The organism is Exiguobacterium sp. RIT452 (assembly GCF_003598705.1).
GTDB lineage: Bacteria > Bacillota > Bacilli > Exiguobacteriales > Exiguobacteriaceae > Exiguobacterium_A > Exiguobacterium_A undae.
Genome location: NZ_QXJB01000001.1, coordinates 972295 through 986346 on the forward strand (window position 1 = coordinate 972295; position 14052 = coordinate 986346).

The following is a 14052-nucleotide window of genomic DNA, read 5'->3' on the forward strand; positions in this document are numbered from 1 at the left end:
TAATATAATTTTTGCCTTTTTTATTTTTGACTTTACTGATGCGTACGGTATATGAAATAAATATGCCTTCAGTTTAAAAATCACACTGCTTGAATTCACAGTGTGATTCCGCCAATCGTTCGGTGGATCATTGCAACTGTTTGACGGACAAGATGACGAGCTCTCCGGAAACGATCATATAATAGGCATCCTCAAACCGGTGACGGACATTTTGTTCGCCGTCAAATACCGTCACCATCGGTTCGGCGTCATCGCCGATCGATTCATGCAGATAAAACCGGTCGCGTAACACCCGTTCAAAGGGGTCCCGTTCCAAGTAGCGGGCGCCTGTCCGCAGATTCATGACTTCATGGTGTTCATCGGATCGATCGTTGACGATGAAGATCGTCGATTCGACGTCGTCATACGTAAAGTCCAGCGGTTCATAATCACTCCACCGGACCCGACCGAGTTCCGTAATGTCCGATTCATTGTTGATCTGATAAAACACTTCTTCATTTAACCGTTCGGTGTAGGCACTGAACACAAGGTGACCACCCTGTTCCCCTAAATATTGAACAGTGTCCCCTTCCCCGTCCAAGCGGAGTAACGTCTGAAACGACAAGCGGTCAGCCCCTTGTTCGATTTCCTGGACAATCGTAGCAAGCGAAGCAATCAACAGACTTTCGGAGTGATCAATCGGATCTTCCGGTGAGATGACACCGCTCTCAAGCGCGTCATAAAATGAAAACTCATCGAGCCGGGCATTACAGACGATATAATCCGTCTCGTTTAGACTGACGAGGAAAAAGTACAGTTCCCGGTAGTTTTCCGTGATGCCGTACAATCGTTCATCGTTGATCGGGTGCTGGGTTTTTGTCGTCACGTCATACAGAAAAGCCGTCGTCGTCTGATCGACATGCAACAGGACCATATAACGGGCGTTTAAGACCCAGTACAGCGTCAAATCACCGGGTAAGTTCCACACGGCGAGCTGCTCGCTTTTCCCCGAGTGCAGATCGATCGCGAGTAGGTGGGTTTCCCCGCCGTCATCCCGGTGTTGCTCGTTTAAACAATACACTTTGCCTTGTTTGACGAACGGACGGGTTGGTCCGTGATCGCGCAACACATCCGTCGTCAAATCGATTTGTTCCTGATCTTCCAAATCAAACCGGCTGATATGAAATTGATTTTCGTCGAGTCGGCGTCTGAAATAAACTGACGATGGTGTGACATGTAAGATATCGGAATGATCGGCCGGCAACGCCCGTGCGTCCAAGATTTCCATTGTAGCACCCCTCCCAGATGTTCTATTCTTTCTTTCCCACGAACGGCAGTCGTTGAAACAGGGTCTTCCCGTGCGTCCATCGAAAACGAGTGCTACAATATGGCTAGAAGAGACTTGATGAGGAAGGTGAAATCCGTGCAATCACAAGATTTAAATACGATGATGCTGGAATACGTAAACGATAAGGAAGATTATGACGCGTTTGCGGATAAATTAAAGGTGTTGTTATCCGAACTTTTAGACGCTGCCGGGATCAAATACCATTCGATTGTTGCGCGGACCAAGGAATCGGAAAGCTTATATCAAAAAGTGTTACGACAACCAAATAAATACCAGTCGCTCCGGGACGTCCATGACTTGACCGGGATCCGGATCGTGACGTATTTTCACGATGATGTCCGGGAAGCGGCACGGATCATCGAAAATGAGTTTTCGATCGACCGGGATCAATCCGTCGATAAATCGACATTACTCGATACGACAGAGTTCGGTTATCTGTCGGTCCACTTCGTCGCCGCCCTCAGTGATCAACGGCTCGCGCTCAGCGAATACGGCCGTTTCAAGGACCATACAGCCGAGATTCAGATCCGCTCCATCCTCCAACACGCGTGGGCCGAAATCGAACACGATCTCGGTTACAAAAATCCGAACAGCGTGCCGGCGGAAGTCCGCCGCAGTTTCAGCCGGGTCGCCGGTCTGCTTGAAATCGCCGACCAAGAGTTCGTCAATATCAAAAAACAGCTCAAACAATTCGAAGACGAGACCGTTCAACAGATTTTGTCTGATCCCCACCAAGTCCGGATCACGTCCGACAACTTAAATTATTTCATTGATCATTCCGCTGTCATCAATGATCTGGATAAACAATTGGTCACGTCCCAGATGATGCTTGACTCCGATCAACAATTGATCAACGAACTGATCCGGATGTTCCATTACGTCGATATCCGGAACTACGGCGAATTGATCGAAGCCGTTTCCGTCCACAGTCCGCTTGCCTTGAAATGTGCCCAGGTCATGCCGAACCCCTTCCTGCCCCGCCAAGGGATCGGGATTGCCTACATCTGCATGGCGGTGACGATCGCCGGCAACGATCCGCACCGGATCGATTATTTCTTCCGCCGCTTCTATCCTGAACTCCGGAATGTCGAGGAAATCATCAAACAGGTCCAACCGTTAACAAAACAGATGATTCAAGAGAAAAATATTGATTAAACTAAAATTTTTCACTATACTAAATCTCGGAAGAAGAAACTACGGTACAGAAAGAGTGAAACTATGGCCACTACACTAGAAGTAGCAAACCGCGACCAATTGATCGTGGATACAGAAAAGGGTTTACGCATGAATTACCGCGCCATCAAAAAAGACGTCCGGAGCATGTTTACGACGTACTTGACGCGAAATGAATTCTTTATTTTGAAGTCACTTTGCACAAGCAGTCCGCAAATCGCGTCGGCTTTGTCCAATGAATTCCAATTTTCAGCCAGCATGATTACGGCGCTTGCGGATGAATTGACGAAAAAAGGATTGATTTCGCGTGAGCGGAGTGAACTCGACCGTCGTGTCGTCGAACTTCGGGCGACAGAAGAAGGCATCGAGTTATACGGGAAACTGGAAGCGATGAAGATGGAATATCTGTCTGATGTGTTCGCTGACTTTTCCGATGCCGAACTCGATACGTTCCGGACATTGCTGACAAAACTCGAACAACAGGCTTAATCTTCATCCAACCCTTCAGCCGATTCGGTTGAAGGTTTTTTTGGTTCCCACCTCAAAAAAGGAGTGATTCAGTGATGACAGGCACACTCACGACACAGACGGAACGCTTGACGATCCGTCCATACCAACTGACGGATTTTCCGAGTTGGCTTGCGCAATCTTCCGTCCCCTCTTCCGGACAACCGGATGTGGCCGTGTTTACAGAGGACTGGTTCGAAGCATGGATCGCAGAACAACAGCAGCGGGCGGCGGATGACCTTGGCTACTGCTTCGGTGTGTTCCGGACGACGGCATCCGATCCATCTGGTTCCCCGATAACCACACCTGGATGGAGCAGCAGATTTTCGTCCGTCTGAAAACGGAAGCGCCGCCGACCGGAACAGCTCCTTTTGATTGGACGGAAGTCAGTCGGTTACGGCAGGAAAAACAGTATACCGTTACAAAAGACGTCGTCGCGACTTACATCCGGCAAGCACCGGACGATCCGTTCGTCAATTACCAGATGGCCTGGTGCCACGACAGCCTCGGCGAAGAATCAGCTGCCGTTCCCTATTATGTCCAAGCAATCACCCCTGGCTTAATCCCGCCTTATTTACAACAACAAGCGTATATCGGACTCGGCAGCACCTACCGGGCGCTTGGACGCTATGCGGAGGCGGAGGAGACCTTGACTGCAGGACTCGTGCGATTTCCGAACCACCCCGTGCTCCAAACGTTTTATCAAAATTAGGCGAGAATACTCCCACTTCTAAACGAAGTGAAAGTGGGAGATGAATCGCCAGCCTGCTTTTCGGGTATATTTTCCTTAAAGGAGGTGAAAAATGGTGTTGAAGCACAAGGCCTACAAATTCAGAATCTACCCCACAAAAGAGCAGGAAATCCTGATTGCGAAGACGATTGGATGTTCGCGCTTCATCTTCAACCACTTCTTGGCGAAGTGGGATGAATTGTACAAGACCACCGGAAAAGGACTGTCCTACGGTTCTTGTTCCAAAGAAATTCCTGTGTTGAAGCAGGAGTTCGACTGGTTGAAGGAAGTCGATAGTACCTCTGTTCAGATCAGCGTCAAACATCTTGCTGATGCGTTTGACCGCTTCTTCAAGAAGCAAAACGAATACCCTCGTTTCAAGTCCAAGCGTAATCCCGTCCAGTCGTACAAGACCAACATCCAAGGCAAAAACCAGCTTCCTGAAGTCTCGATTGGATGCAACCAGCTGAAACTTCCAAAGTTGAAATGGGTACGTTTCGCCCATTCGAAACAGATCACAGGCCGTATCTTGAACGCCACAATCCGACGTAACGCTTCAGGCAAATATTTTGTCTCCCTGCTCGTCGAGCAGGAAATCAACGAACGGCCGAAGACCGGTTCATCTGTCGGCGTCGACGTCGGACTCAAGAACTTTGCCATCCTGTCAGATGGCACGGTCTACAAGAATGACCGTTACTTCCGTAAGCTCGAGAAGAAACTGGCGCGCGAACAGCGTAAGCTCTCCCGCCGTCAACGCATCGCTTTGAACAAGAAAGTCACGCTGTCCGAGGCGAGGAACTATCAGAAGCAGAAACGGAAAGTCGCCCGTATCCACGAGAAGATCGCCAACAAACGCACCGACTTCCTGCACAAGGTATCGACCGAGATCGTCCAAAACCACGACGTCATCGGCATCGAGACCTTGCAGGTGAAGAACATGCAGAAGAACCGCAAGTTGAGCAAGGCCATCTCGGACGTCAGTTGGTCGGAGTTCTTCCGCATGCTGGAGTACAAGGCGAACTGGTACGGGAAGACCGTCGTGAAAGTCGGCAAGACCTTTGCTTCCAGTCAACTGTGCTCCAGTTGCGGCCATCAACACAAAGACGTGAAACATCTTGGCTTACGGGAATGGACATGCCCGAGTTGCGGCATCCATCACGACCGGGATGTGAACGCAGGACTGAATCTCAAACAAGAAGCCGAACGTATCTTAGCTTCTTCAACCGTCGGGACGACGGGGTTAGCCTGATCAATTTTCGACCGGTAGGTCGGATAACTCAGGAATCCTTCACCTCTAAGTGAAGCGTAGGTGGAGGTAGTTCAAGCGTTGACCTTACACAATCTCGACCGGCGCTCCGTTTTTATGCAGAGCACCTCGATGACACATGGGACAGCTGAATACCACAACAAACGTTTCCCTGACGAAGTCGTCTTCATCAAGGAAACGTTTGTTGTGGTGGTTTCATGCATTTTCGGAATTGGAGTAGATGAAGTCTTGGTACCAATCCGGAATCACTTGTTCGAACTGGTGATGAGCCGCCACTATACCGGCAAGGCGTTGTTCCATTTGTTCCGTTTCCAACGGCGCATGTCGCTCGGTCCAGACCACGCTAGAAAAAACGGCCATCGCAAGATAAACACTGTATAGCACCCAAAATGCTTCCGGCACCTCCCCGTCAAAATATCCGTCGAGTTGACCGACGGCAAACGGCACACTCTCCTCGACTTGAAACAATCCCACCTTGACGAAATCATGCCAAGGGTCCCCAAAATCATGATTCGAAAAATCAATCAATCCGACGAACCGACCCTCATCCGCAATCAGATTACCGAGGTGCAGGTCATCGTGCTGGAACCGGTTCGGTCGACCGTCCAGCAACTCGACATGGCGCTCGATGAAGGAAAGAAGGGGCTGATCGTCTTGGATTCTGATCCGTCCTTGCCGGTACTGATCGACGTACCGCTGATGTTTGGCGAGACAACGGTTCGCCCACGGTTCAAGCACTGACGGTGCAGCGTAGGTATGCAGTCGTTTTAACTGTTGCCCTACTTCAAGTCCCAGACGATACTCCGACTCCTGCCCCAAAGGGAACAGTTGCCGGACCGTCGTTCCCTCCAGATAGCGGTACCGGCTGCAGCACCAAGACATGCCCGGTATCACGATGAGGTCAAGCGGTTCCGGCACCGCCAAACCGTCCTGATGCATCTGTTGCAGGAGACAGAACTCTTGCTGTTTTCGCTCCACATCCCGTAACGGATTGATGTGGAAGATCGACGTTCCTGTTTCGTCCTGTGCTGTATATTTGGGATCAATACCATACCGGGTCGGATGGCGCCGCCAACCCGTAAAATCTTTTAAAGCCGGGTGTTGTTGTAAGCAGTCTAAAATCGGATCCATCAGTACCTCCTTTTGCAACAGTCAAAAACAGCAGGGAGACTCCCTGCTGTTACGATTCGGACGGTTGTCCCGGAATATAGGCGGAAATGATGCCGAGCAGATCGGCATAAGCTTGTTCAAAGTCAATGTTTTCAATCATGTAGTCGTAATGATCACGCTCTTTCCACGCATCGGCATAGTCGATGAGCCGGGCTTCGAACTCCGGCGTATCACCCCGCATCAACAGCCGTTCTTTCATCAAGTCCGGCGGAACTGAGACAAAAATCGTGATTACTTGATCGGCAAACATCGTTTTAAAGGCGGTTGCCCCTTTTGGATCGATATCCTTGATGACGATTCCATCGGACGCCAGCACATCTTCATACGCTTGGCGCGGTGTTCCGTACCAGGCGCGATGAACGTGCGCGTACTCGATGAAACCATTGTCTTGAATCAATTGCTGGAACGTCTTGACGTCGACGAAATGATAACTCTCCCCATCCTGTTCCGTCGGACGTTTCGGCCGTGTCGTGACGGACGGGATAAAGCGGACACGTTCATATTCATGGCGTAACCGTTTAATCAAGGAAGACTTTCCGCTGCCCGATCCACCAATCAACAGAATGATTTTACCTGACATCGTCATCCTCCTTTTGTTGTTTTAGCGTCATAAAATAACTTGAAAAACGCAGCGCAAACTGTTCCAGTTCACTGTCTTCGACAACCCCGTAAATCGGACGCACGACGATGAGGTACCGGTCGTACGTCACGATTCGCGAGACGTCGTTTCGGGTCATCTGGACGTTGCTCTCCGGATAACTCGAAACATAATACCAATCGACCGCAATGCGGGTCGGGGTTTGACTGGCGTAGATCCACGTCTCGTTTGAACGGTCATGCTTGATCGTACTCGTCAAGGCAAAACGTTGTACCATCTTTAATTCGGTTTTTGCGTCACGCAGTCCTGCCTGAAAATCATCCGGTTTCGTCACCGACTCCTCGACCTGTTTTGGTTTCGGCGCCGGCAGGCTGGCAAAACCAATCTGCAGACCGATGACGAGCGCCGTGATTGACGCTAGTATGATTAACACATGCTCCTTGCGCATGACGCTTCCTCCTTAGTGGATGGACAAGCTCGCCTTAAACGTTTTTGGATCATTGACGATGACGGCATCGACGCCAAGCGCCATCATCTGTTTGACATCAGCCGCGGTTTTCGGCGTATAAACGCGGACTTCGATTCCCGCCTGATGCGCAAGGATGACGTCGTCTCGCGTGACGCGACGGTAATCCGGATGAATCGCTTTTGCCCCGAGTTGTTTTGCCTGCTGTTCCGGATGGTACAGCGGATAAGGAAACAGAATCGCTGTCTCAATCGCCGGATCGAGCTCGCGGACGGTCGCGATTGAATAATGATTAAACGAACTGAAAATCAATCGGTCGCTTGCGATACCGTGGGCACGACACCGTTCGAGTGTATAGGCTTCAAGGCCTGGATAACGGATCGTATCCGTCTTCAGCTCGATGTTCAGGATAACGCTTGTCGGAGCAAGTAACGCCAAGACTTCGTCGAGTGTCGGAATCGTCGTCCGGACGGGTCCGCCGCTTCCTTTAAAGCGTGCACCGGCGTTCAGCTGTTTCAGTTCCGCGAGCGTCAAATCGACGACGCGTCCCGTTCCATCGGTCGTCCGATTGACCGTCTCGTCATGAATGATGACACCGACACCGTCCTGTGAAAAGTGGACATCAAATTCGATCCCGTCAACGAACGGAATCGCCGCTTCGATGGCTTCCAGCGTATTTTCAGGGAACTGATCACTGGCTCCCCGATGGGCAAACCAACGCATCATAACGCCTCGACGACCCGCGTGTACTTCGCTGTCAAATAGTTGATCAACGGTTGGACGGAAATCGATTGTCCGGTTGCCGCTTGAATCAATTCAGCCGGTGTCTTCGCTTTTCCGTGTTGATGGATGTGTTCATTGAGCCACCCTTTAATCGGTTGAAGCGTTCCGTCCGCGATCAATTGATCGACGTTCGGCACATCCCGACGTAACGCTTCGTTCAACTGCGCACTGTAGACGAGTCCGAGGGCATAACTCGGGAAGTAACCAAATGATCCGCCCGACCAGTGGACGTCTTGCAACACCCCTTTGGCGTTTGAAGGGACATCGACTCCCAGGTACTCTTTATAGAGACGGTTCCACTCAGCCGGCAAGTCTTTGACTTCCAGTTCACCCGTAATCAATCGTTTTTCGAGTTCATAGCGGATGATGATATGGAGGGCATAGGTCAATTCGTCCGCCTCAATCCGGATCAAGGACGGTTTGACCTCATTGACGGCCGCATAAAACGTCTCAAACGGAACGTCCGCTAGCGAAGGAATCGCTTGTTGCAGTCCTTCGTAGCGTGCTGCGAGGAATCCTTGGTTTCGACCGATGAAGTTTTCAAAGAACAACGACTGCGATTCATGAATCCCCATCGACGCGCCTTCTCCCAGTCCGAGCGCATCGAGCTCCGGAGCGATGCCTTGTTCGTATGTCGCGTGTCCCGCTTCATGCATCGTCCCGAACACGGAGTTCCGGTAATCATTTTCATCATACTTCGTCGTGACACGGGCATCCTTCCGGTTGATGGTCGTCTGGAACGGATGAACCGTCTCATCGAGGCGGCCGGCCGTGAAATCATAGCCGATATCGTTTAACCAATCGTGATTCAATTGAATCTGCGTCTTTCGGCTTGCTGACCAGTCGAGCGTCGGGAACGTTTTCCCGTCCAGTTCTTTTAACAGAGTGATGATCGCTTGACGGAGTTCCGCGAACAACGGGTCAAGTTCCGCGACTGTCATCCCCGGCTCATAATCATGAAGTAACGCATCATACGGATGTTGCCCATATCCCCAGTACTCGACGAATTTACGTTCCATGGCGACGATCTTTTCTAAGTACGGGGCGAACAGATCCCAATCATCCGCGTCCTTCGCTTTTTCCCAGACACTTTCGGCTTCCGAGATCAACGTGATGAACGTCTGATATTCCGCTTCCGGAATCTTCGAGTCCCGATCGTATGCCTGTTTCGCTTTTTCGTAAGAAATCGCCTCTAACCCCGTCAGCGTCTCTTGTCCCATTGCCTTCAGCAACGTCTGGTACGCTGTGCCGGTCCGGCGGCGGAAACTCTCCGTCGACAGGAATCCAATCGATTTGGAACGGTTTTCTGCCGATTGATCCGGCATGTACGTCCGCATGTCCCAATAAAGTAGAGCCACTGCTTCGTCATAGGCACCAAGCGCTTCAAAATGGTCACGCCATTGTTGTAATGTATTCATAAAAGAACCCCCTGAGCTAGGTATTTGCTGTACATTTTCAGCATATCACAAAATGTTCAAAACTTTCACACAGGAGTCGTTTTATGAAACCTTCTCACACCAAACAGCGTATAATTAAAAGAAGAGAAAGGAAGTGGCATGTGTGAAGACAGATTCCGAACTGGCTTTTGCGATCCATCTGACAGAGATACAAGATGGCTATACGGTCTCCTCTTATCCCGATGAACTGGAGTGGATTGGAACGGGTCGAAGTGCGTTTGTATTTCGGATCGTCGGAACGGACCGGGTCATCAAAAAGTTTTTCCCGTCGCATCGACATCTGGCAGCAATCGAAGGATCGATTTATGAACAATTAAGCCCTTTTACGACGTATGCCAAACAATACGAGTATGGCGCGGATTATCTTGTCATCGAATACATCGAAGGGCAAACGTTGTTCGAATGTTTGATCAGCGGCACGCTCATTACGGACGATGTCATCCAGACCGTCGATCAGGCTTTAGCAGAAGCACGATCGGTCGGCTTGAATCCATCCGACATTCACTTACGCAACATCTTATTGACGCCGACCGGCACCCGAATCATCGATGTCGCGCGATTCCGACAAACGGATCCGTGTACACAATGGGACGATTTAAAACGGGCCTATCAGTACTTTTATGCGAAACCGTTTTTCCCAAAACGATTTTCCGAGTCCTTCTTGAACACGATCGCAGACGTCTACAAGGGACGTTTGTTTGAATCGATGCGAAAGACGGGGTAAACCAGAACGACCGACAATCAAGTGACTGTCGGTCGTTGCTTTTACATATAAATTCAATATTTTAACTAAAATGGAGTGATTTACAAATGAAGCGTTGGCAAAAAATTGGACTTTGGATGGGTGGTTCTCTACTCACCTTGTTGATCGTCTTACCATTGCTGTCGCCGGTCGTCTTTTCGGACGATACAGAGCGCGGAGCGATTCGCCATTATCTGTACGAACAAGGACATCCGTATCAGAGTTACAGCGCCCTTCTCGACAGAAGAATGGTTGATCCGGAGTACGGGCGCATGTACGACGTCCTCTGGTACGATTATGACAGCGAGACGGGGATGACACCAACCATTTGTTACAGCAAAAAACAAGATCATCACTATACGGTCAGTTGCGGAACGGGTCCTTGATGGATCCGTTTTTATTTGGCGGAGCGTTTTCGTGCTGTTTCCCTGTTATTCAGAGTGACGGATTCAGCATATAAAGATTGCCCGTCGTTACGCTCTATACGTTTAAGCATGAATTACGGGAGTTGAAATAAAATTAACGGACTCGTTTCGGTCGGCAGATAGCGGCGAGCAACGTCAATAAGAGGATCACTCGTTTTTTCTTGAACGTTCTTTTCATTACGCTTTCCTCCTCATAAAATCGCATTGGCAATCAACAGATCGATTTTGCGAACGTCGACCTTTTTGTTGAGATTGATCTTAATCGTTCCGGCCCGGGTAAACAGTTGAACTTCGGAGTTGATGTCAAACATCCCACCGGCGTTTTCCGTCGAATACATGTTGATCGACTTATAGGGAATCGAGTAGACTTCGACCTTTTTCCCTGTCAGTCCTTGTGCGTCCCGAATGATCAACCGGTGGGTCGTGAAGACGGCGACGTCACGAATCGTCTTGTAGGCGGACAATGCCTGTTCGCCTTGAATCAATAATCCTTGCACGTCATGCGGGATGTCACACTCAGAGACGAAGGTCCATGCAAGTTGACTCAGTGGATTGCTCATCACAAATCGCCTGCTTTCTGTTTTTGATTCTCTTGCTTTGTCTTAGGATATCACACTCCGCACTTCATCCGGGAGGCGTCTCATTCCCGATAATGGAAACGAAACAAGACCATTCCGGCGATGAGCGCGACGTGCGCATCCTGCTTTGGAACATCAAACGTCAAAAGATTCCGTTTCCGTTTGCTCGTGGCGATCGTTGTGCCTTGCTGCAACACCTCTATGCGCCGCTATAACTTGGATGACCGGATCTGATACTGTTCCGTTCGGTAAGTCATCTGCAACACTTCGCTGAACGCGGCCGCATGACGGAACGTATTATCCGTTTTGATTTCACCGACAGTCTCTCCCCTCTCCTCGATCCACCATTCCGTCTGATTTCTCCACAACCGTTGATTCGGTTTCTCGACTAGCTGAAATTGTTGGTTTGACACGTCGAACACCAAATTCAGAAAAAATCCTTCCACCTTCGGAAAAGCAATGAACCAGCGGTGCCACGGTTTATGGAACGTCCGCCGATACGTACCGAACGCAACATCCGCCCGATAGATCTGTTTTACCCCTGTCGATAATCGTTCACCGAGGCGTGAAGCGTATCCGGCGTCTAAGCCGCAAAAGGTCCCGTCCCGTTTTGTTGGATCCGTTCGATCCACCCCGCTCCGTAGGCGGCGGGCAGAAGCAACGATAGACTCGCCCACTCCGTGATATCGAAGATCCCAAAATACAACCCGCGCGCCGTCAATCCGACGACCCCTAACAAAAATAACCCGATGCCATATACCATCTTCCTGTTCCCTTTCATGACCATTTATGATTTCATAACTTCCATTTCCATGCTAATTAAATACGATTAAATTGGCAATCATTTTCCTTATCTACTCGCCATCGAAATTTCCGACATCCATTTTTTAGTTGATACAGCAGGAATTTTTTACTGTTTGTAGAATACTAAATAGGTGATACAGTCATCACCATTTTCTACTTTTGTTTGGAGGTTAATTGATGTTATTCCTGTTGCTCGTCAAAGCGTCTCACCGGTCGGAAGCCGATTTACTCCCTGATTTATCGCTCCAAGACGCGATGGCCGCCTTTAATCAGGAGTTGGTGACGGCAGGTGTCCGGGTCATGGCAAAAGGACTTCACCCGACACGGGAAGCGCTCCGCTTTACGTATCAACAACCCAATGGACAAGCGGACGTCACATCCGGACCGTTTGAACCGTCGGCGGAGCAGATTGCCGGTTTCCTGTTGATTGATGTGGCGTCAAAAGAGGAAGCGATCGCCTGGGCCAGACGTATGCCGGATCCGCAAGGTCACGGCGAAGGACAAATCGAATTAAGACAAGTATTCGAATAAAGGAGAATTGATGCATGCTCAGCTACAAAAACAGTACACAAGTCATCCAAGACAGCCAGACGAACATTGCCATTCTTTCGGTCGGTGCAACGGAACAGTTCGGACCGTATTTGCCGATGCATCTTGATACATTGATTGCCGAGCGGTATGCGACCGTTTTCGGCGAACGCTTAAACGCCTATGTCTTACCGACCTTGCCGTTTAATACCTCCGAAGAACATGCCAATCAAGCGGGAACCGTCACCGTCAGTCCGACGGTGTTATCGGCGATGCTCGAAGAAATCATCGTCAATCTGTTCCGTCAAGGATTTAATCAATTTGTCCTTTGCAACGGGCACGGAGGTGCCTACTGGGAATCGGCGTTCGTCAAACAGATTAACTTCAAGTATCCGGAACTGGTCGTCATCACGACCCACCGTTATCAGGCTTTTGAGGAAGCGTTACACGTTGCCGGACTGGACGGGTTAAACGAACGTCACGGCGGTCTGTTGTCCGTCGCGACGGCGATGTGGCTTTGTCCAGAACTCGTCGATTTAAAACCGATGGGGGGAGACGTTCCGCTGTCTCATTACCCGGTCGCTGATTATGTTTTTTGGGATCAACTGACAACGGACGGCTGTTGGGGCCATTTTGAGCCCGGCGTCTATTCACCGGACGAACTGGCAAGAATCGGGGAAACGTTCTGGACGACCTTCATCGACAAGCGGGCGGAACATCTGGAAGACATACTGACAACTGCGGTCCGTTTGAGAAATCTGCCGGCGAGAAAAGAGGAACCACGATGAAGGAAACGATTCGCACGCAGGACGATATCCTGAACATGCTGGATGCTTTACTGCGGGAACCGACTGCGTTTTGGGATAGCTTTTATGAAGATCGGACGAAACGGATTCCCTTTTTCGTCGATAAACCGGATGAAAATCTTGTCGCCTACGTGGAACAAACACAACTTCCGCTGACACGTGTCCTCGAACTCGGAAGCGGTCCCGGACGCAATGCCTTGTATCTGGCGGAACGTGGAAGTCAGGTTGACGCGATTGACCTTGCGCAATCATCGATTGATTGGGCAAATGAACGGGCAAACGAGCGGCAACTTGATGTCCGGTTCCGGCAAGGAAACTTGTTTGAGCTCTCGATTGAAGACGGTGCTTACGACTTCGTCTACGATTCCGGCTGTTTCCATCATATCGCCCCGCACCGACGACACGATTACATCCGCGTCGTCACGGATGCGTTACGACCGGGCGGTTGCTTTGCCTTAACCTGCTTCGTCGAGGGCGGTCAGTACGGCGGGTCCGACATGACCGACTGGGACGTTTACCGTCAACGCAGTCTGCAGGGCGGTCTCGGCTTCACGGAAGACAAACTCCGCTCGATTTTTGATACGTTTGACGTCCTTGAAATCCGATTGATGCAGGAAGCTGCCCCGACCGATCCGGTCTTCGGACTCTCCGGACTGTGGACAGCGCTTTTCCAAAAGAGATGACACAATCC

At 50.2% G+C, this 14052-nt stretch carries 20 protein-coding genes; 11 read left to right on the forward strand and 9 right to left on the reverse strand.

All coding sequences use genetic code 11. From position 1 onward, the window contains the following. Positions 1-127 precede the first annotated feature (127 nt). Positions 128-1267, reverse strand: coding sequence for a hypothetical protein (locus tag D3D03_RS05245; RefSeq protein ID WP_026832846.1), 1140 nt, complete (start codon positions 1265-1267; stop codon positions 128-130). A gap of 135 nt (positions 1268-1402) precedes the next feature. On the opposite strand from D3D03_RS05245, the gene D3D03_RS05250 reads away from it, so the two are divergent. From D3D03_RS05250 to tnpB, 5 genes are all read left to right on the forward strand, one after another. Then, the gene (locus tag D3D03_RS05250; RefSeq protein ID WP_233550649.1) at positions 1403-2482 is read left to right on the forward strand and encodes a GTP pyrophosphokinase; all 1080 of its coding nucleotides are present in this window, start codon (positions 1403-1405) and stop codon (positions 2480-2482) included. Positions 2483-2545: 63 nt separating this feature from the next. Continuing rightward, entirely contained in the window at positions 2546-2989 is a 444-nt protein-coding gene (locus D3D03_RS05255) for a MarR family winged helix-turn-helix transcriptional regulator (RefSeq protein ID WP_026832844.1), read from the forward strand. Positions 2990-3063: 74 nt separating this feature from the next. Further along, positions 3064-3345: a GNAT family N-acetyltransferase gene (locus tag D3D03_RS05260; RefSeq protein WP_119923036.1), complete on the forward strand. Its 282-nt coding sequence runs from the start codon at positions 3064-3066 to the stop codon at positions 3343-3345. After that, complete coding sequence (locus tag D3D03_RS05265) at positions 3318-3719, forward strand: tetratricopeptide repeat protein (protein ID WP_119923037.1); 402 nt, start codon at positions 3318-3320, stop codon at positions 3717-3719. Before D3D03_RS05260 ends, D3D03_RS05265 begins: the two co-directional genes overlap by 28 nt. 94 nt (positions 3720-3813) lie before the next feature. Continuing rightward, on the forward strand, positions 3814-4986 hold the full coding sequence (gene tnpB / locus D3D03_RS05270) for an IS200/IS605 family element RNA-guided endonuclease TnpB (protein WP_119923105.1): 1173 nt from the start codon (positions 3814-3816) through the stop codon (positions 4984-4986). Between the two features lie 213 nt (positions 4987-5199). On the opposite strand, the gene D3D03_RS05275 is transcribed toward tnpB, so the two are convergent. Genes D3D03_RS05275 through D3D03_RS05295 form a run of 5 tightly spaced genes read right to left on the reverse strand, consistent with a single transcriptional unit; the run spans position 5200 to position 9439 of the window. Continuing rightward, complete coding sequence (locus D3D03_RS05275; protein WP_119923038.1) at positions 5200-6135, reverse strand: aminoglycoside phosphotransferase family protein; 936 nt, start codon at positions 6133-6135, stop codon at positions 5200-5202. A gap of 49 nt (positions 6136-6184) precedes the next feature. Beyond that, positions 6185-6754 (reverse strand): guanylate kinase, encoded by a 570-nt coding sequence (locus D3D03_RS05280; RefSeq protein ID WP_026832842.1) that lies wholly within the window; start codon positions 6752-6754, stop codon positions 6185-6187. After that, the gene (locus D3D03_RS05285) at positions 6744-7220 is read right to left on the reverse strand and encodes a hypothetical protein (RefSeq protein ID WP_119923039.1); all 477 of its coding nucleotides are present in this window, start codon (positions 7218-7220) and stop codon (positions 6744-6746) included. The genes D3D03_RS05280 and D3D03_RS05285 overlap by 11 nt, the downstream gene beginning before the upstream one ends. Before the next feature lie 12 nt (positions 7221-7232). Next, positions 7233-7961, reverse strand: coding sequence for a glycerophosphodiester phosphodiesterase (locus D3D03_RS05290; protein WP_233550650.1), 729 nt, complete (start codon positions 7959-7961; stop codon positions 7233-7235). Next, positions 7961-9439 carry a carboxypeptidase M32 gene (locus tag D3D03_RS05295; RefSeq protein WP_119923041.1) on the reverse strand — a complete coding sequence of 493 codons (1479 nt, stop codon included), beginning with the start codon at positions 9437-9439 and terminating at the stop codon, positions 7961-7963. Before D3D03_RS05295 ends, D3D03_RS05290 begins: the two co-directional genes overlap by 1 nt. A 142-nt stretch (positions 9440-9581) precedes the next feature. Between D3D03_RS05295 and D3D03_RS05300 the strand changes: the two genes are divergently transcribed. Together D3D03_RS05300 and D3D03_RS05305 are read left to right on the forward strand one after the other, a co-directional pair. Next, positions 9582-10202, forward strand: a complete 621-nt coding sequence (locus D3D03_RS05300) for a serine/threonine protein kinase (protein WP_026832838.1) — start codon at positions 9582-9584, stop codon at positions 10200-10202. A gap of 86 nt (positions 10203-10288) precedes the next feature. Then, positions 10289-10606, forward strand: a complete 318-nt coding sequence (locus D3D03_RS05305) for a hypothetical protein (protein WP_119923042.1) — start codon at positions 10289-10291, stop codon at positions 10604-10606. A gap of 230 nt (positions 10607-10836) precedes the next feature. Here the strand turns inward: D3D03_RS05305 and D3D03_RS05310 are convergent, their stop codons facing one another. Beyond that, positions 10837-11205: a PH domain-containing protein gene (locus tag D3D03_RS05310; RefSeq protein ID WP_026832836.1), complete on the reverse strand. Its 369-nt coding sequence runs from the start codon at positions 11203-11205 to the stop codon at positions 10837-10839. 92 nt (positions 11206-11297) lie between these two features. Here D3D03_RS05310 and D3D03_RS16720 point away from each other — a divergent pair, with 92 nt between their 5' ends. After that, entirely contained in the window at positions 11298-11438 is a 141-nt protein-coding gene (locus D3D03_RS16720; RefSeq protein ID WP_158583688.1) for a hypothetical protein, read from the forward strand. Here D3D03_RS16720 and D3D03_RS05315 read toward each other — a convergent pair. Both D3D03_RS05315 and D3D03_RS05320 read right to left on the reverse strand, forming a co-directional pair. Beyond that, entirely contained in the window at positions 11433-11855 is a 423-nt protein-coding gene (locus tag D3D03_RS05315; protein WP_119923043.1) for a hypothetical protein, read from the reverse strand. The two genes, D3D03_RS16720 and D3D03_RS05315, sit on opposite strands and share 6 nt — an antisense overlap. Next, positions 11807-11986, reverse strand: coding sequence for a hypothetical protein (locus D3D03_RS05320; RefSeq protein ID WP_119923044.1), 180 nt, complete (start codon positions 11984-11986; stop codon positions 11807-11809). The genes D3D03_RS05315 and D3D03_RS05320 overlap by 49 nt, the downstream gene beginning before the upstream one ends. Positions 11987-12204: 218 nt before the next feature. On the opposite strand from D3D03_RS05320, the gene D3D03_RS05325 reads away from it, so the two are divergent. From D3D03_RS05325 to D3D03_RS05335, 3 genes are read left to right on the forward strand one after another with little or no spacing between them, the layout of a single operon-like run. Beyond that, positions 12205-12558 (forward strand): YciI family protein, encoded by a 354-nt coding sequence (locus D3D03_RS05325; protein ID WP_119923045.1) that lies wholly within the window; start codon positions 12205-12207, stop codon positions 12556-12558. A gap of 14 nt (positions 12559-12572) precedes the next feature. After that, the gene (locus tag D3D03_RS05330) at positions 12573-13343 is read left to right on the forward strand and encodes a creatininase family protein (RefSeq protein ID WP_119923046.1); all 771 of its coding nucleotides are present in this window, start codon (positions 12573-12575) and stop codon (positions 13341-13343) included. Beyond that, positions 13340-14044 (forward strand): class I SAM-dependent methyltransferase, encoded by a 705-nt coding sequence (locus tag D3D03_RS05335; RefSeq protein ID WP_119923047.1) that lies wholly within the window; start codon positions 13340-13342, stop codon positions 14042-14044. Before D3D03_RS05330 ends, D3D03_RS05335 begins: the two co-directional genes overlap by 4 nt. Positions 14045-14052: the final 8 nt, after the last annotated feature.

Coding starts and splice junctions, on each gene's coding strand:
- D3D03_RS05305 (WP_119923042.1), top strand. CDS start 10,289: ATGAAGCGTTGGCAAAAAATTGGACTTTGGATGGGTGGTTCTCTACTC.
- D3D03_RS05310 (WP_026832836.1), bottom strand. CDS start 11,205: ATGAGCAATCCACTGAGTCAACTTGCATGGACCTTCGTCTCTGAGTGT.
- D3D03_RS05265 (WP_119923037.1), top strand. CDS start 3,318: ATGGAGCAGCAGATTTTCGTCCGTCTGAAAACGGAAGCGCCGCCGACC.
- D3D03_RS05325 (WP_119923045.1), top strand. CDS start 12,205: ATGTTATTCCTGTTGCTCGTCAAAGCGTCTCACCGGTCGGAAGCCGAT.
- D3D03_RS05245 (WP_026832846.1), bottom strand. CDS start 1,267: ATGGAAATCTTGGACGCACGGGCGTTGCCGGCCGATCATTCCGATATC.
- D3D03_RS05255 (WP_026832844.1), top strand. CDS start 2,546: ATGGCCACTACACTAGAAGTAGCAAACCGCGACCAATTGATCGTGGAT.
- D3D03_RS05335 (WP_119923047.1), top strand. CDS start 13,340: ATGAAGGAAACGATTCGCACGCAGGACGATATCCTGAACATGCTGGAT.
- D3D03_RS05290 (WP_233550650.1), bottom strand. CDS start 7,961: ATGCGTTGGTTTGCCCATCGGGGAGCCAGTGATCAGTTCCCTGAAAAT.
- D3D03_RS05280 (WP_026832842.1), bottom strand. CDS start 6,754: ATGTCAGGTAAAATCATTCTGTTGATTGGTGGATCGGGCAGCGGAAAG.
- D3D03_RS05330 (WP_119923046.1), top strand. CDS start 12,573: ATGCTCAGCTACAAAAACAGTACACAAGTCATCCAAGACAGCCAGACG.
- D3D03_RS05285 (WP_119923039.1), bottom strand. CDS start 7,220: ATGCGCAAGGAGCATGTGTTAATCATACTAGCGTCAATCACGGCGCTC.
- D3D03_RS05295 (WP_119923041.1), bottom strand. CDS start 9,439: ATGAATACATTACAACAATGGCGTGACCATTTTGAAGCGCTTGGTGCC.
- D3D03_RS05260 (WP_119923036.1), top strand. CDS start 3,064: ATGACAGGCACACTCACGACACAGACGGAACGCTTGACGATCCGTCCA.
- D3D03_RS16720 (WP_158583688.1), top strand. CDS start 11,298: ATGGAAACGAAACAAGACCATTCCGGCGATGAGCGCGACGTGCGCATC.
- D3D03_RS05320 (WP_119923044.1), bottom strand. CDS start 11,986: ATGGTATATGGCATCGGGTTATTTTTGTTAGGGGTCGTCGGATTGACG.
- D3D03_RS05275 (WP_119923038.1), bottom strand. CDS start 6,135: ATGGATCCGATTTTAGACTGCTTACAACAACACCCGGCTTTAAAAGAT.